This is a genomic window from Pseudomonas wuhanensis (assembly GCF_030687395.1).
Lineage (GTDB): Bacteria > Pseudomonadota > Gammaproteobacteria > Pseudomonadales > Pseudomonadaceae > Aquipseudomonas > Aquipseudomonas wuhanensis.
The window spans coordinates 4,052,432-4,078,089 of the sequence record NZ_CP117430.1; the positions used below are offsets into that span (position 1 = coordinate 4,052,432).

The following is a 25,658-nucleotide window of genomic DNA, read 5'->3' on the forward strand; positions in this document are numbered from 1 at the left end:
CCTTGATTACGATTCAAAAAGGAGTGGCCATCAGCGTGCTAGACGCTGTGCCCATGCGTGTACGGCTTCTTCGATCAACGCATAAGCGTGCACAAAAGCAGGTTTGCCTTGACGGTAGGGATCGCTGATCTCTCGATCGTCTTGCCATTTGCCCAACAGCAACACCTTGCCCCGCGCCTCAGGGGCGATGTTGAGCACGCCACTGATATGCCGTCGCTCCATCACCAGAATCAAGTCCGCCTCACTGACGGCTTGAGAGGTGAGCTGAACGGCCTGGTGCTCATGGGGCAGATGACCATGCTCGGTGAGTACGGCGTGTGCCGTCGACTCGATGGGTTTGCCCGTCAAAGCGGCAAGGCCGGCCGAGCTGACCTGGATATCGGAATGAACGAGTGCCCCGCGCAGTAAATGCTCCGCGGTGGGGCTGCGGCATATATTGCCAACACAGACAATCAAAACCCTTTTAAGCAAGATGACCTTCCCCGTCTTGTCAACATTGGCGGTGACCTAGCACTTGCCGAACATAAGAGCTTTAAACTACGAATGAATCCGGGCATTTACAAACCCGGCAACTGCAGAAAAAACATAAAAACAATCAATGCGTATTTATTACCACGACACCTAAACAGCCCCCAACTTTTTATTCAGACAAAAAATAACATCTCGCTCTTTAAGCGCTGAAAATAACAGCTCTAAAATTTATCCAGACAATTTCTAACAGTTGTCGTTTTCTCGCGATCGTTCAATCTAAATTACACCGAAATCGCGAATGGTTAATGTATAGCCGTTCCGCTAGTGCATTGCCAGGGTGTCGAACATTCGGTTAGTAGTTGGGAAAGGACGCCTTGGGCAATAACGTTGTTTACAGCGGATCGTGTCAGGAGCATGCAGTGGAACAACCGGGCATGCTCGCCGGCCAACCGACCACCCGATATATCCCCTGCCCGCCTCTGGCGAGCGCGTTGCACACATTTTTCTCGAGTGATCGGGCCGCTTCGAGCCCGCGCTCCCCAGCGTGACCGATTCCGCCAATCTGGCTCGAATCTTTCCTTCTGCCATTAGCCACTCCATCAGTCTACTTTCAAGGACGCTTCCATGATTCGTAAATGCCTGTTCCCCGCCGCCGGCTATGGGACCCGCTTTTTACCCGCCACCAAGGCCATGCCGAAGGAGATGCTGCCGATTGTCAGTAAGCCGCTGATCCAGTATGCCGTAGAGGAAGCGCGTGACGCCGGCCTGCAACATATGGCCATCGTCACCGGCCGGGGCAAGCGCGCGCTGGAGGATCATTTCGATACCAGCTACGAGCTGGAACATCAGATTCGTGGCACCGATAAGGAAAAGTACCTGCACGGCACTCGTGAACTGATCGATACCTGCAGTTTTTCTTATACCCGTCAGGTGGAGATGAAGGGTCTGGGGCACGCCATTCTCAGTGGTCGTTCATTGATCGGTGATGAGCCATTCGCCGTGGTGCTGGCCGACGACCTGTGCCTGAACCTTGAGGGCGATGGCGTGCTGGCGCAAATGCTCAAGCTCTACGAGCAGTTCCGCTGTTCGATCGTGGCCATTCAGGAAGTGCCCCGTGAGCAGACTCAGAAGTACGGCGTGATTGCCGGCGAGCTGATTCGCGAGGGGATTTACCGGGTCAACAGCATGGTTGAAAAGCCGCGCCCGGAAGATGCCCCGTCCAACCTGGCTATCATCGGTCGATACATTCTGACCCCCGATATCTTCGACCTGATCGCTGACACCGAGCCTGGCAAGGGCGGTGAAATCCAGATCACCGATGCGCTGATGAAGCAGGCCCAGAACGGCTGCGTACTGGCTTATCAGTTCGAGGGCCGACGCTTTGATTGTGGCGGTGCGGAGGGTTACATCGAAGCCACCAACTTCTGTTTCGAGCATCTGCATCAGAACGCCCTGTGATGTTGCTGCGCCCCGATATGGTCTTAATTACCCTATGGACGAAGCCTCTATGAATACGTTGAGCGGTTTCAAGGCAGATGACAGTCGCCACCCGTATGGCGCTGACCTTAAGCACAACCTCGCGTACCGCATCGTGCGCGCCTATGCGTCGGAACTGATTTTTTCCCGCGTGCAGAAACCGGTGCTGCTGGTGGAACGCATCGGCGCCTTCCCCTCCTCCGGAGAGATCCGCCGTCAAGTCAAGGATGGCCCGGCGTTGCTGGCGAGCATCAAGCAGCGCTACGCCGTCGATGCTCTGGACATCAACGAGAACGACGGGCTGAACCTGGTCTTTGCCGACTGGCGCTTCAGCTTGCGCCTCTCGGGCGAGGATTGCGTGACGTGCCTGACCGTGGAAAGTCGCGGCGACAGCTCGCTCATGCAGCGCAAAACCGCCGAGCTGCTGGAGCAGATCGATGCACAGGAGGCATTCGAATGAACGCCATAGCAGAACACGCCCCCAAAGCCTGGTACCTGCTCCAGTGCAAGCCCAAACAGGATGAGCGCGCCGAGGAACATTTGCAGCGTCAGGGCTATGACTGTTTTCGCTCTACCTACAGGCGTGAGCGCGTTTTGCGCGGGCAGCGTCGAGTGATCAGCGAATCGTTGTTTCCAGGCTATCTGTTTATTCACCTGAGCCTGCAGGACAGTTGGGGTCCGCTGCGCTCGACCCGCGGTGTTTCGCGCGTCGTCGGGTTCGGCGGTCAGCCACTGCCTATCCGCGATGCATTGATCGACGAACTCCAGGAACGGGACAGCCAGGCGATCGTGACCACGCTGTTGAAACACGGAGATGCGGTGCGCATCACTGAAGGTCCATTCTGCGATCTCGAAGCGGTGTTCCTGGCCATGGACGGCGAGGAACGGGTGCTGCTGATGCTGAATTTCCTGCAGCGTGAACAGCAAATCAGCCTGCCGCTGGCGCGGGTCAACAAGCTTTAGATTCTTTAAGCTGCTCACACAAAAACGCCGCTCAACAACAAGCGGCGTTTTTTTTGGATGCAGGAAAACCTACGCCGCTTCCGAGAGGTGATTCCAGTCGACCCAACCCAAAAACCACGTCGCCAGAATCAGTAAACCGAACCCGATCCGGTACCAGGCAAACACGGCATAGCTATGGTTGGCGATGAACTTGAGCAACCCGCGCACGGCAATCATCGCAAAGAGGAATGCAGCGACAAACCCCAGGGCAAAGACCGGCAAGTCTGCGGCCTGGAACAGGTCGCGATACTTATAGCCCGAGTACACCGCGGCACCCACCATTGTCGGCATCGCCAGGAAGAACGAAAACTCAGTGGCCGTCTTGCGTGACAGGCCAAACAGCAACCCGCCGATAATCGTCGAACCCGAACGTGAAGTACCGGGGATCATCGCCAGGCACTGTGCGCAACCGACTTTCAAGGCATCGGTCCAACGCATCTCGTCCACGTGATCGATCACCACTACATGTTCGCGTTGTTCGGCCCACAACATAATGATTCCACCTATCACCAGCGCCACGGCCACGGTGATCGGGTTGAACAGATACTCATGGATCTTGTCGGCGAACATCACACCCAGGACAACCGCCGGCAAGAAACCGATCAACAGATTCAGCGTGAAACGTTGCGCGTTACGCTGGGTCGGCAAGCCGGTGGTGATCTCCAGAATCTTGCGACGGAACTCCCAGACGACCGCCAGAATAGCCCCCAATTGAATAATGATATTGAACGCCATGGCTCGCTCGCCGCCGAAGTCGAGCAAGTCCGCGGCAATAATCTGGTGACCGGTACTGGAAATGGGCAAAAACTCTGTCAGCCCTTCAACCAACCCTAGAATCGATACCTGCGTAGTGGTCCAGAAGTCCATTAATCCCCCGTTAAACCCTCTCGGCTGAAAGGTCTGTTGATGATGCCGAGCATTTGTCCTGATCGCGATTGAACCTGTCGGACCAGCGGAAGATTAAAGCGCACTCTCTGCCTGGTTGAGCTAAACGTTATAAAACGTCCATGTCGGAACACCAGCGCCGGCCTCCTGCAAATGGCCTACGCCTGCGAATGAAATTGTTTTGCAGGACTGGTACTTGTTTATCGCAAATCTATGGATGCCACTCATCGTCGGATCGTTGACGTTTTGATTTTGGGCGCGCGCAATGTCCTACCCAAAAATGATCGCCCAAGAGAACACTCCACATGGCAAAGATCATAGTGCTCGCCGGTGACTTCCCGCAGGGCGCCGGGGAATATCACCTTGGAACCATCACTCTCAAAACGTCCGTCAAACCCCGGCTTGGAACCAGCTTCCCGGTCTCGGAGTTTAAAGATCTGACCATTCAGAACACTGATTCCAACAAGAACATCAAGTCCGCCATAGGCCTGGGGCTCGCGGGCGCCATGTTGCTCGGTCCCGTCGGAGCCATCGCCGGCTATCTGCTTGCCGGCAAAAACACCGAGGTGACCTTTATGGCCACATTGAAGGACGGTGGAAAGCTGCTCGCGGCGACCGATAGTGACACCTACCGGGATATCTCGGCACGCGCCCTGAAAAAATCCCGAGCCGGCCGCCGAGGCCCCCTTTCCAGCTCACTTAACAACGGATCCGTTTATTGATCCGCTTGCCCGGTGACTGCGAGAATGTTGCAGGGCACCCGATACAGAACATGTTCCGTGGTACTGCCCACCCATTTCTCCAGCCCCTTGCGATGCGCATTGCCCATGACGATCACGTCGGCCCGGTGATGCGCTGCAAAGTCGGCCAGCGCTTTACCGGGCGGCCCTGCAACGAAGTGTTGCCGTTCGGTGGGCACGCCGTAGTGATCGGCCAATGTGATGAATGACTTGTGCAAAGACTTGCGCACGTCGCTGTTGAAGCCGGGCATCGTCACTGCACCCGCGCCCGCATCGGATATATGCGTCTGCGATAGATCGTAGGCATACAGCAGATGCATTTCTGCCTGGCATTGCGTTGCCAATTCGTTCGCAGCCTGGACGATCAGGTCGTTGATTCCAGTGATCTGAGTCTCTGGATGCGACGGATCGACTGCCGCCACGATCACGCGCGGAAGTGGGCAACTGACTTCGCTGACCAGATGGACAGGCACCGGACATTCACGCAGCAGATGCCAATCCAGAGGCGTGATGAAAACGCGTTTGAGCGCCGACTCATGCTGCACGTCCTTGATAACCAGATCCGCCTGCGTTGTTGTCACGTGTTGAAGGATCTCTTGCAGTGCGTCGCGTGTGAAAAGCACCTCGGTACTCAGGTTGATCCCGCGCCCACGAATCAGATCGGCTTCATCCTTGAGCCATTTTTCGTTCTCTTGCTGGCAAGCCTCACGAAACCGCGCACTGGCATGGATCAAACCCAGGATGTTGGAATCTTCGATGAACACCGTGATATGCAGCGCTGCGCCCGTGGCTTCGGCAAGGGCGACGGCCCGCTGCAGCGCCGGCGTGTGACGCATGGTGGGACCGGCTATTAGAAAGAGTCGTTGATATTGGCTCATGTCAAACCTCCAAACGTTCTGGGATATCTGCTCGCTCCCCCAGCCTCTCGTCTGTCGCGCCGCCAGCGATCTGCTATCGCCTCAATGACCCGGATCGACACAATCAATATACGCCTGGATTCAACTAACCCGCCAAGATGTGGATCATCGTATCCACCACGATGAACCCCATCCCGACGGCCAATTGTTTGACGACGCAAAGTTACTTCTTCGCATACTTCGCGCCATGCGGATCGTTAAGCTTCACCTGCATCAGCTCCCATTCACGCTGAATAGTCGCGTAAGGGATAAAGATGCTGACTCTTTCAGCCCCCTTTAACCCAGGGTGAAAACTCACATCATTAAGGGTGGTGGAGAAAAAGCCGACATTGATACCGACAATGTTGCCGTCACTGGCGATGACGGGGCCACCCGACATTCCTTTTATCATCGGAGCATCATGGATGGCATAGCGTTCGCCGCTGCCTTCATCGCTATTGATGAAAGGCGCCGGGTACACCTTGCCTTGCCCGGTGACGGTCGTCATGTAGGGGCTCGCCCCCACGGCCGTGATGTGTTCACCCACACGCGGTGCGCGCCATGACGGGTAGCGGCCGTCGGCCTTGTGCTGGATGAAAACAAGGTCGCAGCCAGTGCTGCAGCTGTATTTCACGTTGCGGATGAGGGGGGTGTGGCGAGTAGTGACGGCATAGTCTTCGTTCCATTGCACGGCCGAGGCCATGTACAGATAGGGCAAAGGAAAGCCCGAGAAGACAGAAAAGTATGAATCATTGGCAGGCCCCGACAAGTCGGGTTTTACCATACCGTTGCATCCTGCAAGAACAGCTCCTGTTAAAAAGTAGGCCATGACTTTAATCATGATTATCACCGACTTATAAGGAGGTTTTGATTTTTTGTTGTGGTGAATCTTTAGTTGTCAGGCGCTTGTAGTTTTCCTCGCACTCTGGTCTGGTTGGTTATTTATGGCTGAGGTTTTAATAAATGCGTATGAATGAATTGTGCTAAGGCTAATTGCTTTTCGATCCATATAACAAACTGCAAATATTTGACGCCTGAAAAATGGCAAACCACAAGTAAGAAAAATAAAAATGAAAGTTACATACTTCGAGTAAAGCCAGTGAAACAGCCGCCGCCAGCCAATTTAACTCACTTCGGCATGCCTCGGTAACGCCACAGAAATCAATGCCGCGAAAATAACAAATGCGCTGGATATCCATAAACACGCCCCCAGCCCCAAAGCCTGATAAACCCAGCCCGAGAGCACGGTGCCGATCAGCCGTCCCATGGCGTTGGACATGTAGTAAAAACCCACGTCCAGCGACACGCCATCTTCCTTGGCATAGGACACGATCAGGTAGCTGTGCAGCGAGGAGTTCACCGCGAACAGCGCACCAAAGACCATCAAGCCGCCTAACAGCACCCCTTGTTGCGACAACCCGCTGTTTAGGCCCAGAGCGATTGCCGCGGGCAGGCCTGCCAGGGCAAGCGCCCACAGAAACGCCGCTCGACCATCAGGAACATGCCCCCGTTGCTTGCCGGTGATTCGCGGGGCGAACGATTGCACAATGCCGTAGCCGATCACCCAGGCCGCGAGGAATCCACCGACCTTCCAGAAATCCCAGCCAAAGACGCTGCTCAAGTACACCGGCAAAGCCACGACAAACCAGACATCGCGAGCACCGAACAGAAACATCCGGGCCGCCGACAGAATGTTGATGGCCCGGCTCTTGGACAGGATGTCGCGAAACCTGGGCTTGGCTTTGGCCTTGCCCAAATCCTTCTTCAACAGGATCAAGCTGCTGACCCAAATCAGCGCCAGGACGCCTGCCATGGCCAGCAGTGCTCCCTTGAAACCTATCAGCGCGAGCAATGCCCCACCGAGAAAGAAACCGACACCCTTGAGTGCATTCTTCGAGCCGGTGAGGATGGCTACCCATTGGTAAAGCTTGCCCTGCTGCCCATCGGGCACTAACAGCTTGATCGAGCTTTTGGCGCTCATCTTGTTCAGGTCTTTGGCGATCCCCGACAACGCTTGCGCGCCCATCACCCAAGGGATCGTCAGCCAGGCCACTGGCACCGTCAGCATCAACAGCGCCACAACCTGCATCCCCAGCCCGATGTTCATGGTCCGGTTCAGGCCCAGTCGGGCGCCGAGATAGCCGCCCACCAAGTTGGTGATCACACCAAAAAGTTCGTAGAACAGAAACAACGCCGCGATTTGCAGCGGGCTGTAGCCCAACGCGTGAAAGTGCAGCACCACCAACATGCGCAAAGCACCGTCGGTGAGGGTGAAGGCCCAGTAATTGCCCGTCACGAGCAGGTACTGCCGCACTGGCGGAGCGAGGGCTGACAACGTTTTCATCACCGCTCCTTAAACGGCCAGACCGACCATCCTGGCCAATTCGACGGTGCGATTCGCGTAAGCCCATTCGTTGTCGTACCAGGCATAGATTTTGACTTGAGTACCGTTGATGACCATGGTCGACAGCGCATCGATGATCGATGAGCGCGGGTCGGTGCGGTAGTCGATGGACACCAGTGGACGCTCCTCGAAACCGAGGATGTCCTTCAGTTCGTTCTCGGACGCGTGCTTGAGAAACTGATTCACTTCTTCAACCGTGGTGACGCGCTCGACTTCAAAGACACAATCGGTCAGCGAAGCGTTGGCCAACGGCACGCGCACGGCGTGGCCATTCAGACGCCCGCGCAGTTCCGGGAAGATTTCGGCGATGGCGGTGGCGGAGCCGGTGCTGGTCGGGATCAGGCTCATGCCCGAAGCCCGTGCCCGGCGCAGATCCTTGTGCGGCTGATCGAGGATGCTTTGGGTGTTGGTCAGGTCGTGGATGGTGGTGATCGAGCCGTGGCGGATGCCCAGTTTCTCGTGGATCACCTTCACCACCGGCGCCAGACAGTTGGTGGTGCATGACGCGGCAGTAACGATGCGATGTTCCGCCGGGTTAAACAGCTGATGGTTGACGCCCATGACGATGTTCAGCGCGCCCTGCTCCTTCACCGGAGCGCTGACCACCACGCGTTTCACGCCTTGGTCGAGGTAAGCCTGAAGCACCGCGACGGTCTTCATTTTGCCGCTGGCTTCAATCACCAGATCGCAGCCCGACCAATCGGTGTCGGCAATCGCCTTGTTGGCGGTGACCTTGATGCGTTTGCCGTCGATGACGATGCTGTCGCCCTCGGAGTCGGCCTGGTCATTCCAACGGCCATGCACCGAGTCGAAGTTCAGCAGATGCGCATGGGTTGCCGCGTCGCCCGCCGGATCGTTGATCTGCACGAACTCAAACTCTGGCCAGCGCCAGGCTGCGCGCAGAGCGAGGCGACCGATGCGACCAAAACCATTGATGCCCACTTTGATAGTCATGTTTCCCCCTTCAAATAGAGCGCTGATTGACACGTTTCATGAGTTCTTGCGCCGATTCCTTGCGCTCGGAATAACGATCGACCAGATAGTCCTGACGGTCGCGCAGCAGCAGGGTGAATTTCACCAATTCTTCCATCACATCCACGACACGGTCGTAGAACGGCGAAGGTTTCATCCGGCCGTTATCGTCGAATTCCATAAAAGCCTTCGGCACGGAGGATTGGTTGGGAATGGTGAACATGCGCATCCAGCGCCCCAGCACCCGCAGCTGATTGACTACGTTGAACGACTGCGAGCCACCGCACACTTGCATGACGGCGAGGGTCTTGCCCTGGGTCGGGCGTACGGCGCCCATCGCGAGTGGCACCCAGTCGATCTGCGCCTTGAAGACCGCGCTCATCGAACCGTGACGCTCTGGTGAACACCAGACCTGCCCCTCCGACCACAACATCAATTCGCGCAGTTCCTGCACCCGTGGGTGATCGTCGCCAGCATCATCAGGCAGCGGCAAACCAGACGGATTGAAAACCCGCGTCTCGGCGCCGAAGTGCTGTAGCAGCCGGGCGGCCTCCTCGACCAGCAAGCGACTGAAGGAGCGCTCACGGGTCGATCCGTACAGCAGCAAAATGCGCGGCTTGTGGATGGAGGTCTTTTCGATGCCTAGCTTGTCGGTCGACGGGAGATCAACCAGTTCGGTATCGAGTTGGGGCATGTGGTCATCGTGCATGGTCATTGTCCTGCGCAATAGTGCTCTGGAGTCATCGAACCGGACAGCAGGCAGCTGCCCGTTCGGGACGGTCACCCATTTCCTCAAGGCGTTTGGCATCCGGGCTTAACCAGTGCCCGTTGGAGTCGAGCACCACGGTCAACACCTGATGCACCCAGCCCGGAAGATTCGGGTGCAGTCGGTAGTAAACCCATTGGCCCTGCCGACGGTCCGAGAGCAATCCGCATGTGCGCAATTGCGCCAGGTGCCTGGAGACTTTGGGCTGGCTCTCATTCAACGCACAGGTCAGCTCACAGACGCACAGCTCACCTTCACGGGCGATGAGCAGCATTATGCGGACCCGGTTGTCGTCAGCCAGGCATTTGAAAACAGTGGTCGGCGTCAGTTGGTCAGCCATTGGGTTTCTCAGCGTTTGGTGTTCACGCAACAAAGGTGAATACCGATATATGCGTTTTTTCGAATATACGTTTTCCCGCATGTACGGGTCAACGGCAAATGTTTCGGCGTTGTATGTGAATGATATTTATTTACTTACAAAAGGTAATCGTTATCATTAGCGCAATAATTAAAAAAGGAGCTCATGGTGGCTTTACCGCGCATTTACCCGGCCTCTCTCTCACTGCTGGGGCTTTTTGCAGTACCTGATTTGCAAGCAGAAACCCAATCGGCATTGGCCCTGCCTGCAACCGCTGTGACCAGTGATTACAGCGAGCAGAGCTACAAGCCGACCGACAGCCGCAGCGCGCTGAAGATCGACGCCCCGCTACGGGATATCCCGCAAACGGTGAACGTGATCCCCCAGAGCGTGATCAAGGATCAGGGCGCGCGGTCGATGGAAGACGTGTTGAAGAACGTCCCCGGCATCGGACTTTCCAATGGCGATGGCCAGCGCGACCAGGTCACCATTCGCGGCTTCAGTGCCATCGGCGACATGTACATCGACGGTGTGCGTGACGACGCGTTGTACTTCCGCGATCTGTCCAACGTCGAGCGCGTGGAAGTGATCAAGGGTCCGGCAGCGGTGCTTTATGGCCGCGGTTCATCCGGTGGCCTGATCAACAGCATCAGCAAGAAACCCAACTTCACCCCCAAGCAGGAAGCGGGTGTCAGCTTCGACAGCGAGGGCAAAAAGCGCACGCAGTTCGACGCCGGCTGGGCCGATCAGCAGCAAAACGACAAGGCCTTCCGGGTGACCGGTGCGCTGGAGAACAGCGACACCTTCCGCGATGACGGCTATATCGATCGCAAAGCGATTGCGCCTTCGGCCTACTTCAAACTCTCCGACGATCTTGAGCTGAACCTGGGTGCTACGTACCTGTACGACAAGCGCTTGATCGACTTCGGCATTCCCGCTCGGGGCGATCGCCCGGTCGATGTCGATCGGGACAAGCGCTTCGGTTCATCCGACCCGGATGACGATTACACCCGCAGCGAAGTGTTCTCGTTCACCGCCGGTGTCGACTACCGCCTCAACGACGACTTCACCCTGAGCAACACCAGCCGCTACTACCACTACGATCTGGATCGCAACAACACCCTCGCCGACTCCAGCCCGACCCGTTTCGTCACCGCCCCCAATGGCGAGTTGCTGATAAAACTCAATCGCGGCAATGTGCAGCGCAAGGAAGACGGCTGGTTCAACCAGACCGAACTGAAGCAACTGGCTACGCTCGCCGGGATGAACCACAACCTGCTCTATGGCGTGGAGCTGGGGCGTCAGATCAAGGATCAATCCGTCTTCAGCCAATCCAACGTTGCGCGAGTCCCGGTGTACCGCGATGCTCTGGTCGACGTGCCGTTCCAGGCCAACCGGCAAACCGCCAAAGGCACCACTACCCAGGACACGGCCGGTTTCTACGTCCAGGATCTGATTGAACTGACCCCGCACTGGAAAGCGTTGCTGGGTGTGCGCTATGACGTGTTCGACCAGGAATATTCGGATGACCTGACGCGCGCCTCCATGTCCCGAACTGACAACACCTGGAGCCCGCGCGCAGGCCTGGTCTACCAGCCTGATCAGGTTCAGTCCTACTACATTTCGGTGAGTCGCTCATATCAACCCTCCTCCGAAGTCTTCGCCCTGAGCACTAGCAACCAGGACCTTGAGCCGGAGCAAACCACCAACTTCGAGATCGGCGGCAAGTGGGACCTGCTCGACAATCGCCTAGCGTTGACGGCAGCGCTGTTCCGACTGGAACGCACCAACATGAAAACCACCGATCCGGCGAACCCGACCAAATTGGTTCTGTCGGGCGAGCAGCGCACCGACGGCCTGGAACTGACCGCCAGCGGGCAATTGAGCGACAAGTGGCAGGTCTATGCCGGTTACGCCTACCTGGATGCCGAGATCACCAAATCCAACAACCGGACCAACGGCGTCGCCAACGAAGGCCAGACACCGACCCTGACCCCGCGTCACAGTGCCAACCTCTGGCTGGTGCGCTCGCTCACCAACACCTGGCGCGTGGGTATGGGGGCGAACTATGTCGATGACCGCTACACCGCCCTGGACAACCAGGTGGTCATGCCCGCCTACACCACCGTGGACGCGGCGTTGCTCTATAACCTGCCGAAGTGGGACATGGCGCTGCGTTTGCGCAACGTCTTCGACAAGGACTATTACGCCTCGGCCCATGGCTCGGTGGACCTGATCACCCCCGGAGCGCCACGCACTCTGGAGTTGAGTACCAACTACCGGTTCTGAGTGAAAACCTGAAATCAAACGCCCTGCATCCAGGGGCGTTTGTTTGCAGTGCGCAACATCGTGACAATGATTCAAAGCTCATTTAATCTTCAGCGCGCGATGAGTGATTGAGAATCTCTCGCGTTGTCAGACAACAACAATATTTCGAGGAAAACCCATGCGCAAACTTCTGTTGCTCACCCTTATGGCCGCTTCTCCCCTAGCTTTCGCCGGTACTGAATGCACCAAGGCCGACAAAGCCCAATGGCAAGACCAGGCCAAGTTTCAGGAAGAGCTCAAGGCCAAGGGCTATAACATCAAGAAGTTCAAGGTCACTGCCGGCAATTGCTACGAAATCTACGGCTGGGACAAAGACAAGCGTAAAGTCGAGATCTACTTTGATCCGGTGTCCGGCAAGGTCGTGAAAGAAGAGATCGAATAAGACAAAGATGAAAGCTGAAACCCTGCGCCTCTGGGACCCTCTCGTACGCGTTTGCCACTGGTCCCTGGTGGTTGTCTTTATCAGCGACTACTTCCTCAATGAGGAGGGAGACGCCTGGCATCGCTGGCTCGGCTATTACGCCGTGGCGGTTGTGCTGGTGCGCGTGGTGTGGGGGTTCATCGGCCCGCCGGCGGCACGTTGGTCAGACTTCTGGCCGACCCCGTCGCGTGTCGCCCAACATGGCCGGGCGCTGTTTTCCGGCCAGGGCTATCACCGCATGGGGCACTCACCCATCGGTGCACTGGTTATGGTTCTCATGCTGCTGTTGATGACCGGCCTGGGCATCAGCGGTTTCCTGATGGAGGAAGTGGACTACTTCTTCGGCGAAGACTGGCTGCGTGATGTCCACGAGTTCATGGCCAATGCGCTGCTCACGCTGGTTGGCGTGCATATCGTCGCCGCACTGGTGGAAAGCATCCGTTTGCGTGAAAACCTGCCGCTGTCGATGATCACAGGCCATCGACGCAAGAAAAACGCCGACGAATAAAGAGCCCGATTCAGCGCAATCCCTGTGGGAGCGGGCTTGCCCGCGAAAGCGGTGTGTCAGACGACATCAATGTTGGACTGTGCCACCGTCTTCGCGAGCAAGTCGGATAGCCGCACCGCCGCACCCACGGGGAAGATCAGCGAAAGGATTTCGTATACCCTATCGCTATCTCACTTCCAAACGACCGCCGCCGTGAACCTACCCAAACTCAACGCTCCCGACCTTGGCAATACGCCTTCGACCTCGGAAATCATCACCCGTCATCTGCGCGACGCCATCGTCGCCGGGCATTTTGCCGAAGATGAACCGATTCGCCAGGACGACATTGCCCGCCAGTTCAACGTCAGCAAGATTCCGGTGCGCGAGGCGCTCAAGCGGCTGGAAGCCGAAGGGCTGGTGATGTTCCAGCGCAATCGCGGGGCGATGGTCACGCGGGTTTCCGATGCCGAGCTGGCGCAGATGTTCGAGGTGCGCATGTTGCTGGAAGACAAAATACTGCGCCTGGCCATACCCAACATGACTGAAGAAACCTTCGCCCGTGCCGAGCGCATCTGTCAGGAATTCATCGGTGAGGACGACGTGGGCCGCTGGGCCGAGCTCAATTGGGAGCTGCACGCCTGCCTTTACGAACCGGCACAACGGCCGTTTCTGGTCAGCCTGATTCGTTCGGTCAACGACAAGCTGGAGCGCTACCTGCGCATGCAAATGAGCCTGTCGGCCGGCAAGGAACGGGCCGATCACGAGCATCGCGAAATCCTCGCAGCCTGTCGTGCCGGCGATGTGGAGCTGGCGGTGAAGCTGTTGGACGAACACATTGCCGGGGTCTGCAAAACCCTGTTCGAGCACCTGCCTCACGCCCACTGACGGTTCAGGATGCTGTGCCGATTTCGTCATCGGCACAGGATAAATCCATCAAGCCGGCACCCCGCCGCACAGGCCACTCTTGCGTTCACTCATCTGAACGGACGTGGCCCTCCCATGAAACGCATCACCGTGATCGACTCCCACACCGGTGGCGAACCGACCCGTCTGGTGACCGCCGGCTTTCCTGATCTGGGCACCGGCAGCATGGCCGAACGGCGCAAGCATCTGGCCGACCATCACGATCAATGGCGCGCCGCCTGTGTGCTGGAACCACGAGGCAGCGACGTATTGGTGGGTGCCCTGCTCTGCACACCGGTGGACCCGAGCGCCTGTGCCGGGGTGATTTTCTTCAACAACACCGGTTACCTGGGCATGTGTGGCCACGGCACCATCGGCCTGGTGGCGTCGTTGGCGCACCTGGGCAAGATCGGCCCCGGCGTGCACCGCATCGAGACGCCGGTGGGGACGGTGCAGGCGACCCTGCACGAAGACCATTCGGTGAGCGTGCGCAATGTGCCGGCCTACCGTTACCGCAAGGCGCTGGTGTTGCAGGTGCCGGGCATCGGCCAAGTCGTCGGCGATATCGCCTGGGGCGGCAACTGGTTTTTCCTGATCGCCGAGCATGGCCTGCGGGTCGTCGGCGACAACCTCGACGCGCTGACCGCTTACACCTACGCCGTGCAGCAGGCGCTGGAGGCCCAAGGCATTCGTGGCGAAGACGGCGGGCTGATCGACCATGTCGAGCTGTTCGCCGATGACGATCACGCCGACAGCCGCAACTTCGTACTCTGCCCCGGCAAGGCCTATGACCGCTCACCGTGTGGCACCGGCACCAGTGCCAAACTGGCGTGCCTGGCGGCCGACGACAAGTTGCAACCGGGGCAGATCTGGCGTCAGGCCAGTGTCATCGGCAGCGAGTTCGAAGGCTCTTACGAATGGCAAGGCGAGCGCATCGTGCCGACCATTCGTGGCCGTGCCTTTATCAGCGCCGAAGCCAGTTTGATCATCGAACAGGATGACCCGTTCGCCTGGGGCATTCGCCCATGAGCGAGGGCCTGGTGGCCGATGTGATCGTGATCGGCGCCGGCATCATCGGCGCCGCCTGCGCCCAGGCGCTGGCCCGGCGTGGCTTGCAGGTGCTGGTGCTGGACGCCGGCCTGCACGGTGCGACGGCAGCGGGCATGGGCCACCTGTTGGTGCTCGACGACAACCCGGCCGAGCTGGCCCTGAGTCAATATTCCCTGCAACGCTGGCGCGAGCTGGCACCGGACCTGCCTGACGGCTGCGCTTACCGCAACAACGGCACACTGTGGCTGGCGGCCAACGCCGAGGAAATGGCGGTCGCCCACAGCAAATACCTGAACCTGAAAGCCCAGGGCGTGGCGTGCGAACTGGTCAGCGCCAGTGCCTTGCGCCAGCGTGAACCGGAACTGCGCGAGGGCCTGGAAGGCGGCTTGCTGATCAATGGTGACGGCATTCTGTATGCGCCGGCGACGGCTCGCTGGATGCTCGACACGCCGAACATCCGTCAGCACCGGGCGCGGGTCAGCGCGGTCGATGGTCACCGTGTATGCCTTGATGACGGTCAGTGGTTGCGGGCCGAAGCGGTGGTGTTGGCCAACGGCATTCAAGCCAATGAACTGTGCCCGGAGTTGCCCATCGAGCCGAAAAAAGGTCACCTGCTGATTACCGACCGCTACCCGCGCACGATCACCCACACTCTGGTGGAACTGGGTTACGTCACCAGCGCCCACAACGCCACCGGGCCATCCACCGCCTGCAATATTCAGCCGCGCCCCACCGGGCAATTGTTCATCGGTGCCTCGCGGCAATTCGGCACCACCGATCCGCAGGTCGAAGGCTGGATGCTGGCGAAAATGCTCAAGCGCGCCGCCGAGTACATGCCAGGGCTGGCCCGGCTCAACGGCATCCGCGCCTGGACCGGCTTTCGCGCCGCCAGCCCCGACGGCCTGCCGCTGGTGGGTCAGCACCCACAGCAACAGGGCTTGTGGCTCGCCGTCGGTCATGAAGGGTTGGGCGTCACCACCGCTCCCGGCACGGCCGACTTGCTGGTGGCGCAGCTGTTCAACGAAACCCCGCCACTGGCCGCGCAACCCTATCTGCCCCAGCGTTTCCTCGGAGAACCCGCCCATGCCTGAATTACTGCTGGACGGCCGCGCCTTGAAGGTGGCCGAGGGCACCAGCGTCGCCGCAGCCTTGGCGCTGGGCGGTAACGGATGCACACGCACTTCGGTCAGTGGCCAGCGCCGCGCACCGCTGTGCGGCATGGGCATTTGCCAGGAATGCCGGGTGACCATCGACGGCCGGCGACGCCTGGCCTGCCAGACTCTGTGCCGCGACGGCATGCAGGTGCAGACATGCCCATGAACGAATACGCCGATCTGCTGATCATCGGTGCCGGCCCCGCTGGCATGTCCGCTGCTCTTGCCGCTGCCCCCAGTGGCGCACGCATCGTCATGCTCGACGACAATCCGCTACCAGGCGGGCAAATCTGGCGTGACGGCCCTCAAGCCAACGTACCCGATCAGGCCCGTCGCCTGCGTGAACGTTTGCAGGCGTGCAGCAACATTCGCCATCACGCCGGTACTCGGGTGATCGCCAGTCCCGGTCCGAAACAGCTACTCGTCGAAGATGAGGACAACGGCTGGTTGATTAGCTACGACAAACTGATTCTGTGCACCGGCGCCCGCGAGTTGCTGCTGCCCTTCCCCGGCTGGACGTTGCCCGGCGTGACCGGCGCCGGTGGCTTGCAGGCGCTGATCAAGGCGGGCCTGCCGGTGCAGGGGGAGCGCGTGGTGATCGCCGGCAGCGGCCCGCTGTTGCTGGCGAGTGCCGCCACCGCAAAAAAGCACGGCGCGCAGATCCCGCGCATCGCCGAGCAAGCCTCACGCACCGCCGTCGCCGGTTTCGCCGCGCAACTGCCCCGCTGGCCTGGCAAATGGTTGCAATCGTTCGGCCTGCTCGACCGCCATTACCGCACCGCGACGCATGTACTGGCCGCCCTTGGCACTGACCGGCTGGAAGGTGTGCGCCTGCAACAGCAGGGCAAAATCATCGAACTGGCCTGTGATCGGTTGGCCTGTGGTTTCGGCTTGATCCCGAACATTCAATTGGGCCAGGCACTGGGTTACGCCATCGAGGGTCAGGCGTTGGCCGTGGATGCCTGGCAGGCCAGTCGCGTCGATCATTATGCGGCGGGTGAATGCACCGGGTTTGGCGGCAGTGAACTGGCCTTGGTCGAAGGTGCCATTGCTGGGCACGCGGCGGTCGGTGACCTTGAAGCGGCGCGTCAGTTATGGCCACGCCGTGCGCGCTGGCAGGGTTTCGCCAAGGCACTGAATCAGGCCTTCGTCCTCGACCCGCAACTCAAATCCCTGGCCCGTCCCGACACCCTGGTCTGCCGCTGCGAAGACGTGCCCTACGCCGCATTGACCGGGCACACGGACTGGCGCGAAGCCAAGCTGGCCAGTCGCTGCGGCATGGGCGCCTGTCAGGGTCGGGTGTGTGGCGGCGCGGTGCAGCACCTGTTTGGCTGGCAACCTTCAGCGCCCCGCCCGCCCTTCAGCCCCGCGCGGATCGAGACCTTGATGTGCCTGGACGACACCCCGCCGGCCTGAAACCCCCTCGGGGGTTTCAGCAACACAGCCGAGCCTCTATGATCCCGGGGTCGCCACCAGACCCCAGCGCCATGTATCCCTCGCTCAGCACCTTCACACCCTGCGACCTGCCCACGCTGCTGAACAGCCTGCAGCCGATAGCGCCGCTGCTCGACACCCTGGCGGACGTGGTGTTTTTCATCAAGGACCGCGAAGCCCGCTACGCCTTCGTCAACCAGACCCTGGCCCGGCGTTGCGGTTTCAAACATCGCGAAGAGTTGCTGGGGCGCACCGCCGAAATGGTCTTCCCGGAACGCTTCGGCCCGCTGTACACCGAACAGGATCGGCGGGTGCTGTCCAGCGGCCGCGAACTGGCCGACCAACTGGAACTGCACCTGTATTACGGCAACCAGCCGATCTGGTGCCTGACCCACAAACTCGCCTTGAAGGATGAACAGGGCCACATCGTGGGCCTGGCCGGAATCTCCCGCGACCTGCAATCGCCACAGTCCAATCACCCCGCGTACCAGAAACTCGCCGCCGTGGACGCGCACATCCGCAGCCACTTCGCCCGCCCCATCAGCCTTGCCGAACTGACCGCCATCGCCGGTTACTCCGTGGCGCAACTGGAGCGTCACTGCAAACGGGTGTTCCAGCTCACGCCACGGCAGATGATCAACAAGGCGCGCCTGGATGAAGGTTCTCGGCTGTTGCTGCACAGCGACCTGCCGATCACCGAGATCGCCTTGCGTTGTGGTTATACCGACCACAGTGCGTTCAGCCGACAGTTTCGTGCGTTGACCGGTTTGTCACCGAGTCAGTATCGCGATACTCAGCGTTAGGGAATGTGGGTGTTTTTTCGGGCCTCATCGCGGGCAAGCCCGCTCCCACAGGTATCTGCGTTGGCCAAAGAATTTGTGAACGACACCAATCACTGTGGGAGCGGGCTTGCCCGCGATGAGGCCGGTACAGCCACCACAAGGCTCGGTGTCAGACCGCTAAACAAGCACTGTTTAAATGACACTTCCAGACACTCACTCAGGCTACACATTCTTGCGCCTCTGCCTACGACTACGCCAGAATCCGCCGGCTAGTGCGCCTGTGGCCCGGGCTATATCGTTTCCCTGTCGCTGAAAAAAACAGCGATCGGGTTTGGTAGCCCGCCGTCCACATGTCGCATAGCTTCACCTTATGCAGATGCTTTCAGCATTTGTTTTTATGGTGGCCATGCGTAGGGTGCCCTCGGGCACGCCGGTTTTTCCATGTGGGCCGGTCTACCAACCTTCGTATGGCCACCACCTCTTCGTTTGGTAGCGAGGGTGATGGCTCCTTTAATCACATATGGAGTTCCATCTATGTTCAAAGCAACGCCAAATCCTCCGGAAACCGACGACGTTTCCCCCTACGAATCCCTCGATTCCAAAAAACTCCACGAAGCCGCCGACCGCGCCCTGGACCACTACCTCAAACCACCCATCCCCAAAGACACCCAGCGCAAACCCAGCACCATTTACCATGTGGGTGAGAAGGTCGATAACGAAACCCTGCTGGTCAACGCCTGCGAATCCCTGGCGTCAGCCAGCATGATGCTCAGTGAGTTCGCCGGGTTGATGGAGATGCCCCATCGCAACGTGATGTTGGGGATTCAATCGGTGGTCATGCTCGGGGAGCTGGCGGTGAATCGAGTGCTGGATAACCTCGATCCGCAGGGCTAACAGACGCACTGATCGTTCCCACGCTCTGCGTGGGAATGCCTCAACGGACGCTCCGCGTTCGGCTCTGGATGGGACGCGGAGCGTCCCGGGCTGCATTCCCACGCAGAGCGTGGGAACGATCACCATCAACAGGGCGCCGGTGTTCCTTAAAGGCGCGCCCCGCACAACCATTGCTCCCATCTGTAACACCCGCCAGTGCGAACCTCGCCCCTCACGGCGTCACTCTGACGCACTGCAACACCTCTACACCAAGCCCTGACAATAAATTCACGCCCCGGCCTGGAAACGGGCACGTTGATTGCTATATTTAATATCGTATACGAAATCCCCAATACGATATCCAACAGCACTTCACATCAACGAGGCCTCTATGAAAAACCCCGCATTTGCCGTAGCCCTCAGCGCTGTTCTCAGTACCTCCTTTATCGCCACCGCCCAGGCCGACAAGCTCGACGACATCATCGGTTCGGGCAAGCTGCGCTGCGCCGTGACCCTGGACTTCCCGCCCATGGGTTTTCGCGATGCCGGTAACAACCCGACCGGTTTCGACGTGGACTACTGCCATGACCTGGCGAAAATCCTCGGGGTCGAGGCCGAAGTGGTCGAGACGCCGTTCCCGGACCGCATTCCGGCGTTGGTCTCCGGGCGGGCTGACGTGATCGTCGCTTCCACTTCCGACACCCTCGAACGGGCCAAGACCGTCGGCCTCACCGTGCCCTACTTCGCCTTTCAGATGGTGGTGCTGACCCGCGACGACACCGGCATCAACAGCTTCGATGACCTCAAGGGCAAACCCGTGGGCAACACCAGCGGCACCTATGAAGCCATCGCTCTGGAGAAAGACGTGAAGAGCTGGGGCACTGGCACCTTCCGCGCTTATCAGTCGCAGAACGACACCCTGTTGGCCGTCGCCCAGGGCCATATCGCCGCCACCGTAGTCACCAACACCGTGGCCGCCGCCACCCTCAAGTCGGGCAAATACAAAAACCTGAAAGTCGCTGGTAACGCACCGTACGTGATCGACTACGTTTCCCTCGGAGCCAAGCGCAACGAGTATGGCCTGCTCAATTACCTCAACCTGTTCGTCAACCAACAGGTGCGCACCGGTCGTTACAAGGAGCTGTTCGTCAAATGGGTCGGCACTGAAATTTCGCCGACCAACCTGACCGTGCCCCAGGTCTACTACTGAGGTGTCCGGCATGCCTAGGCCCACTTCTCTGACTGGTCGCAGTCTGGTCGCGGGCGCCGCCGAGGGCGCCCTGCTGTTCGCCGATATCGGGTTGAGTTTTTGGGGCGGGGTCGATCCGTTCAGCGGCGAGATCATTGACCGTCACCACCCCCTCAGCGGCGAATACCTGGCCGGCCGCGTGCTGGCCATTCCCAGCGGTCGCGGCTCGTGCACCGGCAGCAGCGTGTTGATGGAACTGATCAGCAACGGCCACGCACCGGCCGCATTGGTGCTGGCCGAACCCGATGAGATCCTGACCTTGGGCGTGCTCGTCGCGCAGACGATTTTCGAGCGTTCCCTGCCGGTGCTGTGCATCGGCCGGGAGGCCTTCGCCGCGTTGCGCGGCAAGGCCTTCGCTCGGGTCGACGGCGCCTCGGTAACCGTGTTCGAACACCTGCCGGGCGATGCCTGGCAGGCACTCGACAGCCCATTGCAAACGCAAGACCCAAGCGCCCCGCTCGAACTCACCGAGCACGACCGGGCGTTGCTCGACGGCCTGCAGGGCAAGGCCGCGCAAGTGGCCATGCAGATCGTTCTGCGCATGGCCGAATTGCAAGGCGCCCGCCGCCTGGTGGATGTCACCCAGGCGCACATCGACGGCTGCATCTACACCGGGCCAGCAAGCCTGCGCTTTGCCGAACAACTGGTGCAATGGGGCGCAAAAGTGCGGGTGCCCACCACCCTCAATTCGATTTCCGTGGACCAGCGTCGCTGGCGCGAATTGGGCATCGACCCGGCGCTTGGCGAACCGGCCAGCGCCTTGGGCGATGCCTATATGGCGATGGGTGCGCAACTCAGTTTCACCTGTGCGCCCTACCTGCTCGACAGCGCGCCGAAGGCGGGCGAGCAGATCGTCTGGGCCGAATCCAACGCGGTGGTCTACGCCAACAGCGTGCTGGGGGCACGCACCCTGAAGTACCCGGACTACCTGGACATCTGCATCGCCCTGACCGGCCGCGCCCCGTTGATCGGCTGCCACCTGGACGCACAACGCAAGGCCCGATTGCAGGTCGAAGTGCCCGCCCTGGGTGAACTGGACGATGCCTTCTACCCGCTGCTCGGTTACCACATTGGCGCATTGGCGGGCAGCCGAATTCCACTGGTGCGCGGGTTGGAAAAACATCAGCCGAGCCTGGACGACCTCAAAGCGTTCGGCGCAGCGTTTGCCACCACGTCCGCCGCCCCCTTGTTCCATATCGCCGGGATCACCCCGGAGGCCATCGACCCGTCACAAGTGCTGGAAATGGATGTCTCCATCCCCGTGGAAAAAGTCCGCCTGAACGATCTGTTAGTCAGCTGGCGCGAACTCAACAGTGCCCGCGACAGCCGGGTGGATGTGGTCTCGTTGGGTAACCCGCATTTCTCTCTCAGCGAGTTCGCTCACCTGGCGCGACTGTGCCTCGGTCGGCACAAACACCCCGACGTGATCCTCGCCATTACTTGCGGCCGCGCCGTGCTGGAGCAGGCTCGCGAAGCCGGGCATATCGCCGTGATCGAAGCCTTCGGCGCGACCCTGGTCACCGATACCTGCTGGTGCATGCTCGGCGAGCCGGTGATCCCGCTGTCCGCAAAAACCTTGATGACCAACTCCGGCAAATACGCCCATTACGCACCCGGCCTGGTGGGCCGCAAGGTGCATTTTGCCAGCCTCGCCGAATGCGTCGATTCCGCCTGCAATGCCACCGCCAGCGGGCGCCTGCCGGCGTGGCTACAACCTGCCGCCCTACTGGAGAGCCCTGCGCATGTTTGACTACAGCTTCCAATGGCGCTCAGCGCTGCGCGCCCTGCCGGACATGCTCGCCGGCGCCTGGGTCACCTTCGAGACCGCCGCGCTGTCGATGATCTTCGGCGTGCTGATCGCCCTGGCCCTGACGGTGATGCGCGAAAGCAAAACCCCGCTGCTGCGCGGTATCGGCAACGGCTGGGTATCAATCGCGCGCAACACCCCGTCGCTGTTCCAGATCTACGTCCTCTACTTCGGTCTCGGCTCGTTGGGCCTGCATGTCAGCTCGTGGTTCGCCCTGCTGGCCGGCATCACCTTCAACAATGCCGGGTATCTGGCGGAGAACTTTCGCGGCGGCCTCAAGGCCGTCCCCGACACCCAAGTGCGCGCCGCGCGTTCGCTGGGCATGAGTGCCTTCCAGGCCTACCGCATGATCATCGTCCCGCAGTTGCTGCGGATCGTCTTCTACCCGCTGACCAATCAGATGGTCTGGGCGGTGTTGATGACATCACTGGGGGTGATCGTCGGGCTGAACAATGACCTGACCGGGGTGACCCAGGACTACAACGTCAAAACGTTCCGCACCTTCGAGTACTTCGCCATCGCCGCGGCGCTGTATTACCTGATTGCCAAGGCGATCGTCGCGTCAGCCCGGCTGATGGCCTGGCGGTTGTTCCGTTACTGAGGGCTTGACCATGTTTTCCACCAGTTTTTCCTGGAATGACCTGCTGTTCCTGCTCGATGGCGCCTGGGTCACCCTGCAACTGACGTTCTGGTCGATCATCCTCGGCTCCTTCGCCGGGCTGTTGTTTGGCCTGCTGCGGGCGCTGTTGCCACGGGCCAGCCTGCCCCTGGCCTGGGTGCTGGACGTGTTTCGCAGCGTGCCGCTGTTGATCCAGTTCGTGCTGTTCAACTCACTCAAAAGCATCGTCGGCTTGAACCTCAGCGCCTTCAGCGTCGGCTGCATTGTGCTGGGGGTCTACACCGCCGCGTACTTCACCGAGATCGTGCGCAGCGGCGTGCTGTCGGTGCCGTTCACCCTGCGGCGGGCCAGTCGTTCGCTGGGCCTGAGTTTTTTGCAGGACCTGCGCTGGATCGTCCTGCCGATGGCTACCCGCGTGGCCTTCCCCGGCTGGCTGAACCTGGTGCTCGGTGTGATGAAAGACACCGCGCTGGTGATGTGGATCGGCATCGTCGAACTGCTGCGCGCCTCGCAAACCATCGTCACCCGCATCCAGGAACCGTTGCTGGTGCTGTGCATCGCGGGCCTTATCTATTACGTCATGAGCCTGGTGGTCGCACGCCTGGGCGCTCGTCTGGAAAGAAGGTGGCAAGAAAATGATTGAGATCGACAACGTACATAAATCCTTCGGCGATCTGGCCGTGGTCAAGGGTGTCAGCCTGACGGTGAACAAGGGCGAGGTGGTGTCGATCATCGGCGGCTCGGGATCCGGCAAATCGACCCTGTTGATGTGCATCAACGGCCTGGAACCGATCCAGAAAGGCAGCATTCGCGTCGACGGCGTCGAGGTGCATGACAGCGCCACCGACCTCAACCGCCTGCGGCAGAAAATCGGCATCGTGTTCCAGCAATGGAATGCCTTCCCACACCTGACCGTGCTGGAAAACGTGATGCTGGCGCCGCGCAAAGTGCTGGGCAAAAGCAAGGCCGAAGCCGAGGCACTGGCGGTGCAGCAACTGACCCATGTGGGCCTGGGCGACAAGCTCAAGACCTTCCCCGGCAAGTTGTCCGGAGGCCAGCAGCAACGCATGGCCATCGCCCGCGCCCTGGCCATGTCGCCGGACTACATGCTGTTCGACGAAGCCACCTCGGCCCTCGACCCGCAACTGGTGGGCGAGGTGCTGGACACCATGCGCATGCTCGCCGAAGACGGCATGACCATGGTGCTGGTGACCCACGAAATCCGCTTTGCCCGGGATGTATCCGACCGCGTGGCGTTCTTTCGCAATGGCCTGGTGCATGAGATTGGCTCGCCGGATCAGGTGATTGGCAATCCGGTGCATGCGGAAACGGCGGCGTTTCTCAAATCAGTGAAATAACGACTGGCCTCATCGCGGGCAAGCCCGCTCCCACAGGGTTTGTGGTGTACACAAAATTGGTGGCCGACACAGATACCTGTGGGAGCGGGCTTGCCCGCGATGAGGCCCGAACAGACAAAACATGGAGCAGGCAATGCGCTCATCGAAAGTCATTCATGTGGTCAGCTGCCACGCCGAAGGCGAAGTCGGCGATGTGATCGTCGGCGGTGTCGCCCCACCACCCGGTGCTACGGTGTGGGAGCAATCGCGCTGGATCGCGAAGGATGAAACCCTGCGCAACTTCGTCCTCAACGAACCCCGCGGCGGCGTGTTCCGCCACGTCAATCTGCTGGTGCCGGCCAAGGATCCTCGGGCACAAATGGCCTGGATCATCATGGAACCGGCCGACACGCCACCGATGTCCGGCTCCAACTCGCTGTGCGTCGCCACGGTGCTGCTCGACAGCGGCATCCTGCCGATGACCGAACCGCAAACCCGGCTGGTGCTCGAAGCGCCCGGCGGGCTGATCGAGGCCGTGGCCGACTGCCGTGACGGCAAGGTCGAACGAGTGGAAATCAAGAACGTGCCCTCCTTCGCTGACCGCCTCGACGCCTGGATCGAAGTCGAAGGCCTCGGCTCGTTGCAGGTCGACACCGCGTACGGCGGCGACAGTTTTGTCATCGCCGACGCCAAACGCCTGGGCTTTTCCATCCGCCCTGACGAGGCGGCCGAGCTGGTCGAGGTCGGGTTGAAAATCACCCGTGCGGCCAATGAACAGTTGGGCTTCGTCCATCCGCTGAACCCCGAGTGGTCGCATATTTCCTTCTGCCAGATTGCCGCGCCCATCGTGGTTGAACATGGCATCGCCACTGGCGCCAACGCAGTGGTGATTCAACCCGGCAAGATCGACCGCTCGCCCACCGGCACTGGTTGTTCGGCGCGTATGGCGGTGTTGCAGGCCAAGGGATTGATGCAGGTCGGCGAGCGCTTTATCGGCCGTTCGATCCTCGGTTCCGAATTCCATTGCCGCATCGATTCGATGACCGAAGTGGCCGGCCGCCCGGCGATCTACCCGTGCATTTCCGGCCGGGCCTGGATCACCGGCACCCACCAATTGCTGCTCGACCCCAGCGATCCCTGGCCACAGGGCTATCGCCTGTCAGACACCTGGCCAGGTGCCTGAAACTCCCCCAGACCAACGGCTATAAAAAACCCTGATTGATTGAAAAAACCACTGGCCGAGT

The 25,658-nt window shown here is 59.8% G+C and carries 28 protein-coding genes; 20 read left to right on the top strand and 8 right to left on the bottom strand.

Features of this window, described 5'->3' with window-relative positions:
• Positions 1-30 precede the first annotated feature (30 nt).
• Entirely contained in the window at positions 31-471 is a 441-nt protein-coding gene (locus PSH88_RS18530; RefSeq protein WP_305483315.1) for a low molecular weight protein-tyrosine-phosphatase, read from the bottom strand.
• A gap of 624 nt (positions 472-1,095) precedes the next feature.
• On the opposite strand from PSH88_RS18530, the gene galU reads away from it, so the two are divergent.
• From galU to rfaH, 3 genes are read left to right on the top strand one after another with little or no spacing between them, the layout of a single operon-like run.
• On the top strand, positions 1,096-1,929 hold the full coding sequence (gene galU / locus PSH88_RS18535; protein ID WP_305421967.1) for a UTP--glucose-1-phosphate uridylyltransferase GalU: 834 nt from the start codon (positions 1,096-1,098) through the stop codon (positions 1,927-1,929).
• Between the two features lie 49 nt (positions 1,930-1,978).
• Entirely contained in the window at positions 1,979-2,407 is a 429-nt protein-coding gene (locus tag PSH88_RS18540) for a phosphomannomutase (RefSeq protein WP_305421968.1), read from the top strand.
• Positions 2,404-2,910, top strand: a complete 507-nt coding sequence (gene rfaH, locus PSH88_RS18545) for a transcription/translation regulatory transformer protein RfaH (RefSeq protein WP_205891141.1) — start codon at positions 2,404-2,406, stop codon at positions 2,908-2,910. The genes PSH88_RS18540 and rfaH overlap by 4 nt, the downstream gene beginning before the upstream one ends.
• A 69-nt stretch (positions 2,911-2,979) precedes the next feature.
• Here the strand turns inward: rfaH and PSH88_RS18550 are convergent, their stop codons facing one another.
• Positions 2,980-3,816, bottom strand: coding sequence for an undecaprenyl-diphosphate phosphatase (locus tag PSH88_RS18550; RefSeq protein ID WP_205891140.1), 837 nt, complete (start codon positions 3,814-3,816; stop codon positions 2,980-2,982).
• 323 nt (positions 3,817-4,139) lie between these two features.
• On the opposite strand from PSH88_RS18550, the gene PSH88_RS18555 reads away from it, so the two are divergent.
• The gene (locus tag PSH88_RS18555; RefSeq protein WP_305421970.1) at positions 4,140-4,556 is read left to right on the top strand and encodes a hypothetical protein; all 417 of its coding nucleotides are present in this window, start codon (positions 4,140-4,142) and stop codon (positions 4,554-4,556) included.
• Here the strand turns inward: PSH88_RS18555 and PSH88_RS18560 are convergent.
• From PSH88_RS18560 to PSH88_RS18585, 6 genes are all read right to left on the bottom strand, one after another.
• Positions 4,550-5,452, bottom strand: coding sequence for a universal stress protein (locus PSH88_RS18560; RefSeq protein WP_305421972.1), 903 nt, complete (start codon positions 5,450-5,452; stop codon positions 4,550-4,552). The two genes, PSH88_RS18555 and PSH88_RS18560, sit on opposite strands and share 7 nt — an antisense overlap.
• Positions 5,453-5,654: 202 nt before the next feature.
• Positions 5,655-6,254, bottom strand: a complete 600-nt coding sequence (locus PSH88_RS18565; protein WP_305427024.1) for a S1 family peptidase — start codon at positions 6,252-6,254, stop codon at positions 5,655-5,657.
• 339 nt (positions 6,255-6,593) lie between these two features.
• Positions 6,594-7,814: an organoarsenical effux MFS transporter ArsJ gene (arsJ, locus tag PSH88_RS18570; RefSeq protein WP_305421973.1), complete on the bottom strand. Its 1,221-nt coding sequence runs from the start codon at positions 7,812-7,814 to the stop codon at positions 6,594-6,596.
• Between the two features lie 9 nt (positions 7,815-7,823).
• Positions 7,824-8,828 (bottom strand): ArsJ-associated glyceraldehyde-3-phosphate dehydrogenase, encoded by a 1,005-nt coding sequence (locus PSH88_RS18575; RefSeq protein WP_305421975.1) that lies wholly within the window; start codon positions 8,826-8,828, stop codon positions 7,824-7,826.
• Between the two features lie 10 nt (positions 8,829-8,838).
• Positions 8,839-9,555: an arsenical resistance protein ArsH gene (gene arsH / locus PSH88_RS18580; RefSeq protein ID WP_305421976.1), complete on the bottom strand. Its 717-nt coding sequence runs from the start codon at positions 9,553-9,555 to the stop codon at positions 8,839-8,841.
• A gap of 31 nt (positions 9,556-9,586) precedes the next feature.
• Entirely contained in the window at positions 9,587-9,952 is a 366-nt protein-coding gene (locus PSH88_RS18585; protein ID WP_305421977.1) for a metalloregulator ArsR/SmtB family transcription factor, read from the bottom strand.
• Between the two features lie 183 nt (positions 9,953-10,135).
• Here PSH88_RS18585 and PSH88_RS18590 point away from each other — a divergent pair, with 183 nt between their 5' ends.
• The 16 genes from PSH88_RS18590 (at position 10,136) to PSH88_RS18665 (ending at position 25,597) form a co-directional block, all read left to right on the top strand.
• Positions 10,136-12,259, top strand: coding sequence for a TonB-dependent receptor (locus tag PSH88_RS18590; protein WP_305421978.1), 2,124 nt, complete (start codon positions 10,136-10,138; stop codon positions 12,257-12,259).
• 157 nt (positions 12,260-12,416) lie between these two features.
• Entirely contained in the window at positions 12,417-12,680 is a 264-nt protein-coding gene (locus PSH88_RS18595; protein WP_305421980.1) for a PepSY domain-containing protein, read from the top strand.
• 7 nt (positions 12,681-12,687) lie between these two features.
• On the top strand, positions 12,688-13,227 hold the full coding sequence (locus PSH88_RS18600) for a cytochrome b/b6 domain-containing protein (protein WP_305421981.1): 540 nt from the start codon (positions 12,688-12,690) through the stop codon (positions 13,225-13,227).
• A gap of 192 nt (positions 13,228-13,419) precedes the next feature.
• Complete coding sequence (locus PSH88_RS18605; RefSeq protein WP_007935506.1) at positions 13,420-14,091, top strand: GntR family transcriptional regulator; 672 nt, start codon at positions 13,420-13,422, stop codon at positions 14,089-14,091.
• 114 nt (positions 14,092-14,205) lie between these two features.
• Entirely contained in the window at positions 14,206-15,138 is a 933-nt protein-coding gene (locus tag PSH88_RS18610; RefSeq protein ID WP_305421982.1) for a 4-hydroxyproline epimerase, read from the top strand.
• Positions 15,135-16,250: an NAD(P)/FAD-dependent oxidoreductase gene (locus PSH88_RS18615; RefSeq protein ID WP_305421984.1), complete on the top strand. Its 1,116-nt coding sequence runs from the start codon at positions 15,135-15,137 to the stop codon at positions 16,248-16,250. The genes PSH88_RS18610 and PSH88_RS18615 overlap by 4 nt, the downstream gene beginning before the upstream one ends.
• Complete coding sequence (locus tag PSH88_RS18620; RefSeq protein ID WP_305421985.1) at positions 16,243-16,479, top strand: (2Fe-2S)-binding protein; 237 nt, start codon at positions 16,243-16,245, stop codon at positions 16,477-16,479. The genes PSH88_RS18615 and PSH88_RS18620 overlap by 8 nt, the downstream gene beginning before the upstream one ends.
• Entirely contained in the window at positions 16,476-17,729 is a 1,254-nt protein-coding gene (locus PSH88_RS18625) for an NAD(P)/FAD-dependent oxidoreductase (protein WP_305427025.1), read from the top strand. Before PSH88_RS18620 ends, PSH88_RS18625 begins: the two co-directional genes overlap by 4 nt.
• Before the next feature lie 71 nt (positions 17,730-17,800).
• Positions 17,801-18,550 (top strand): AraC family transcriptional regulator, encoded by a 750-nt coding sequence (locus PSH88_RS18630; RefSeq protein WP_305421987.1) that lies wholly within the window; start codon positions 17,801-17,803, stop codon positions 18,548-18,550.
• Positions 18,551-19,063: 513 nt separating this feature from the next.
• Positions 19,064-19,423, top strand: coding sequence for a DUF6124 family protein (locus PSH88_RS18635; RefSeq protein ID WP_305421989.1), 360 nt, complete (start codon positions 19,064-19,066; stop codon positions 19,421-19,423).
• Between the two features lie 370 nt (positions 19,424-19,793).
• Entirely contained in the window at positions 19,794-20,612 is an 819-nt protein-coding gene (locus PSH88_RS18640) for an ABC transporter substrate-binding protein (RefSeq protein WP_305421990.1), read from the top strand.
• A 10-nt stretch (positions 20,613-20,622) separates the two neighbouring features.
• Positions 20,623-22,401 (top strand): cis-3-hydroxy-L-proline dehydratase, encoded by a 1,779-nt coding sequence (gene lhpI, locus PSH88_RS18645; protein ID WP_305421992.1) that lies wholly within the window; start codon positions 20,623-20,625, stop codon positions 22,399-22,401.
• On the top strand, positions 22,394-23,059 hold the full coding sequence (locus PSH88_RS18650; protein ID WP_305421993.1) for an amino acid ABC transporter permease: 666 nt from the start codon (positions 22,394-22,396) through the stop codon (positions 23,057-23,059). Before lhpI ends, PSH88_RS18650 begins: the two co-directional genes overlap by 8 nt.
• A gap of 10 nt (positions 23,060-23,069) precedes the next feature.
• On the top strand, positions 23,070-23,720 hold the full coding sequence (locus PSH88_RS18655) for an amino acid ABC transporter permease (protein WP_305421994.1): 651 nt from the start codon (positions 23,070-23,072) through the stop codon (positions 23,718-23,720).
• Positions 23,713-24,435, top strand: a complete 723-nt coding sequence (locus tag PSH88_RS18660; RefSeq protein ID WP_305421995.1) for an amino acid ABC transporter ATP-binding protein — start codon at positions 23,713-23,715, stop codon at positions 24,433-24,435. The genes PSH88_RS18655 and PSH88_RS18660 overlap by 8 nt, the downstream gene beginning before the upstream one ends.
• Positions 24,436-24,568: 133 nt before the next feature.
• Complete coding sequence (locus tag PSH88_RS18665; RefSeq protein WP_305421997.1) at positions 24,569-25,597, top strand: trans-3-hydroxy-L-proline dehydratase; 1,029 nt, start codon at positions 24,569-24,571, stop codon at positions 25,595-25,597.
• The last annotated feature ends 61 nt before the right edge of the window (positions 25,598-25,658 follow it).

Coding starts and splice junctions, on each gene's coding strand:
- galU (WP_305421967.1), top strand. CDS start 1,096: ATGATTCGTAAATGCCTGTTCCCCGCCGCCGGCTATGGGACCCGCTTT.
- PSH88_RS18540 (WP_305421968.1), top strand. CDS start 1,979: ATGAATACGTTGAGCGGTTTCAAGGCAGATGACAGTCGCCACCCGTAT.
- rfaH (WP_205891141.1), top strand. CDS start 2,404: ATGAACGCCATAGCAGAACACGCCCCCAAAGCCTGGTACCTGCTCCAG.
- PSH88_RS18550 (WP_205891140.1), bottom strand. CDS start 3,816: ATGGACTTCTGGACCACTACGCAGGTATCGATTCTAGGGTTGGTTGAA.
- PSH88_RS18555 (WP_305421970.1), top strand. CDS start 4,140: ATGGCAAAGATCATAGTGCTCGCCGGTGACTTCCCGCAGGGCGCCGGG.
- PSH88_RS18560 (WP_305421972.1), bottom strand. CDS start 5,452: ATGAGCCAATATCAACGACTCTTTCTAATAGCCGGTCCCACCATGCGT.
- PSH88_RS18565 (WP_305427024.1), bottom strand. CDS start 6,254: ATGGTAAAACCCGACTTGTCGGGGCCTGCCAATGATTCATACTTTTCT.
- arsJ (WP_305421973.1), bottom strand. CDS start 7,814: ATGAAAACGTTGTCAGCCCTCGCTCCGCCAGTGCGGCAGTACCTGCTC.
- PSH88_RS18575 (WP_305421975.1), bottom strand. CDS start 8,828: ATGACTATCAAAGTGGGCATCAATGGTTTTGGTCGCATCGGTCGCCTC.
- arsH (WP_305421976.1), bottom strand. CDS start 9,555: ATGCACGATGACCACATGCCCCAACTCGATACCGAACTGGTTGATCTC.
- PSH88_RS18585 (WP_305421977.1), bottom strand. CDS start 9,952: ATGGCTGACCAACTGACGCCGACCACTGTTTTCAAATGCCTGGCTGAC.
- PSH88_RS18590 (WP_305421978.1), top strand. CDS start 10,136: ATGGTGGCTTTACCGCGCATTTACCCGGCCTCTCTCTCACTGCTGGGG.
- PSH88_RS18595 (WP_305421980.1), top strand. CDS start 12,417: ATGCGCAAACTTCTGTTGCTCACCCTTATGGCCGCTTCTCCCCTAGCT.
- PSH88_RS18600 (WP_305421981.1), top strand. CDS start 12,688: ATGAAAGCTGAAACCCTGCGCCTCTGGGACCCTCTCGTACGCGTTTGC.
- PSH88_RS18610 (WP_305421982.1), top strand. CDS start 14,206: ATGAAACGCATCACCGTGATCGACTCCCACACCGGTGGCGAACCGACC.
- PSH88_RS18615 (WP_305421984.1), top strand. CDS start 15,135: ATGAGCGAGGGCCTGGTGGCCGATGTGATCGTGATCGGCGCCGGCATC.
- PSH88_RS18620 (WP_305421985.1), top strand. CDS start 16,243: ATGCCTGAATTACTGCTGGACGGCCGCGCCTTGAAGGTGGCCGAGGGC.
- PSH88_RS18625 (WP_305427025.1), top strand. CDS start 16,476: ATGAACGAATACGCCGATCTGCTGATCATCGGTGCCGGCCCCGCTGGC.
- PSH88_RS18630 (WP_305421987.1), top strand. CDS start 17,801: ATGTATCCCTCGCTCAGCACCTTCACACCCTGCGACCTGCCCACGCTG.
- PSH88_RS18635 (WP_305421989.1), top strand. CDS start 19,064: ATGTTCAAAGCAACGCCAAATCCTCCGGAAACCGACGACGTTTCCCCC.
- PSH88_RS18640 (WP_305421990.1), top strand. CDS start 19,794: ATGAAAAACCCCGCATTTGCCGTAGCCCTCAGCGCTGTTCTCAGTACC.
- lhpI (WP_305421992.1), top strand. CDS start 20,623: ATGCCTAGGCCCACTTCTCTGACTGGTCGCAGTCTGGTCGCGGGCGCC.
- PSH88_RS18650 (WP_305421993.1), top strand. CDS start 22,394: ATGTTTGACTACAGCTTCCAATGGCGCTCAGCGCTGCGCGCCCTGCCG.
- PSH88_RS18655 (WP_305421994.1), top strand. CDS start 23,070: ATGTTTTCCACCAGTTTTTCCTGGAATGACCTGCTGTTCCTGCTCGAT.
- PSH88_RS18660 (WP_305421995.1), top strand. CDS start 23,713: ATGATTGAGATCGACAACGTACATAAATCCTTCGGCGATCTGGCCGTG.
- PSH88_RS18665 (WP_305421997.1), top strand. CDS start 24,569: ATGCGCTCATCGAAAGTCATTCATGTGGTCAGCTGCCACGCCGAAGGC.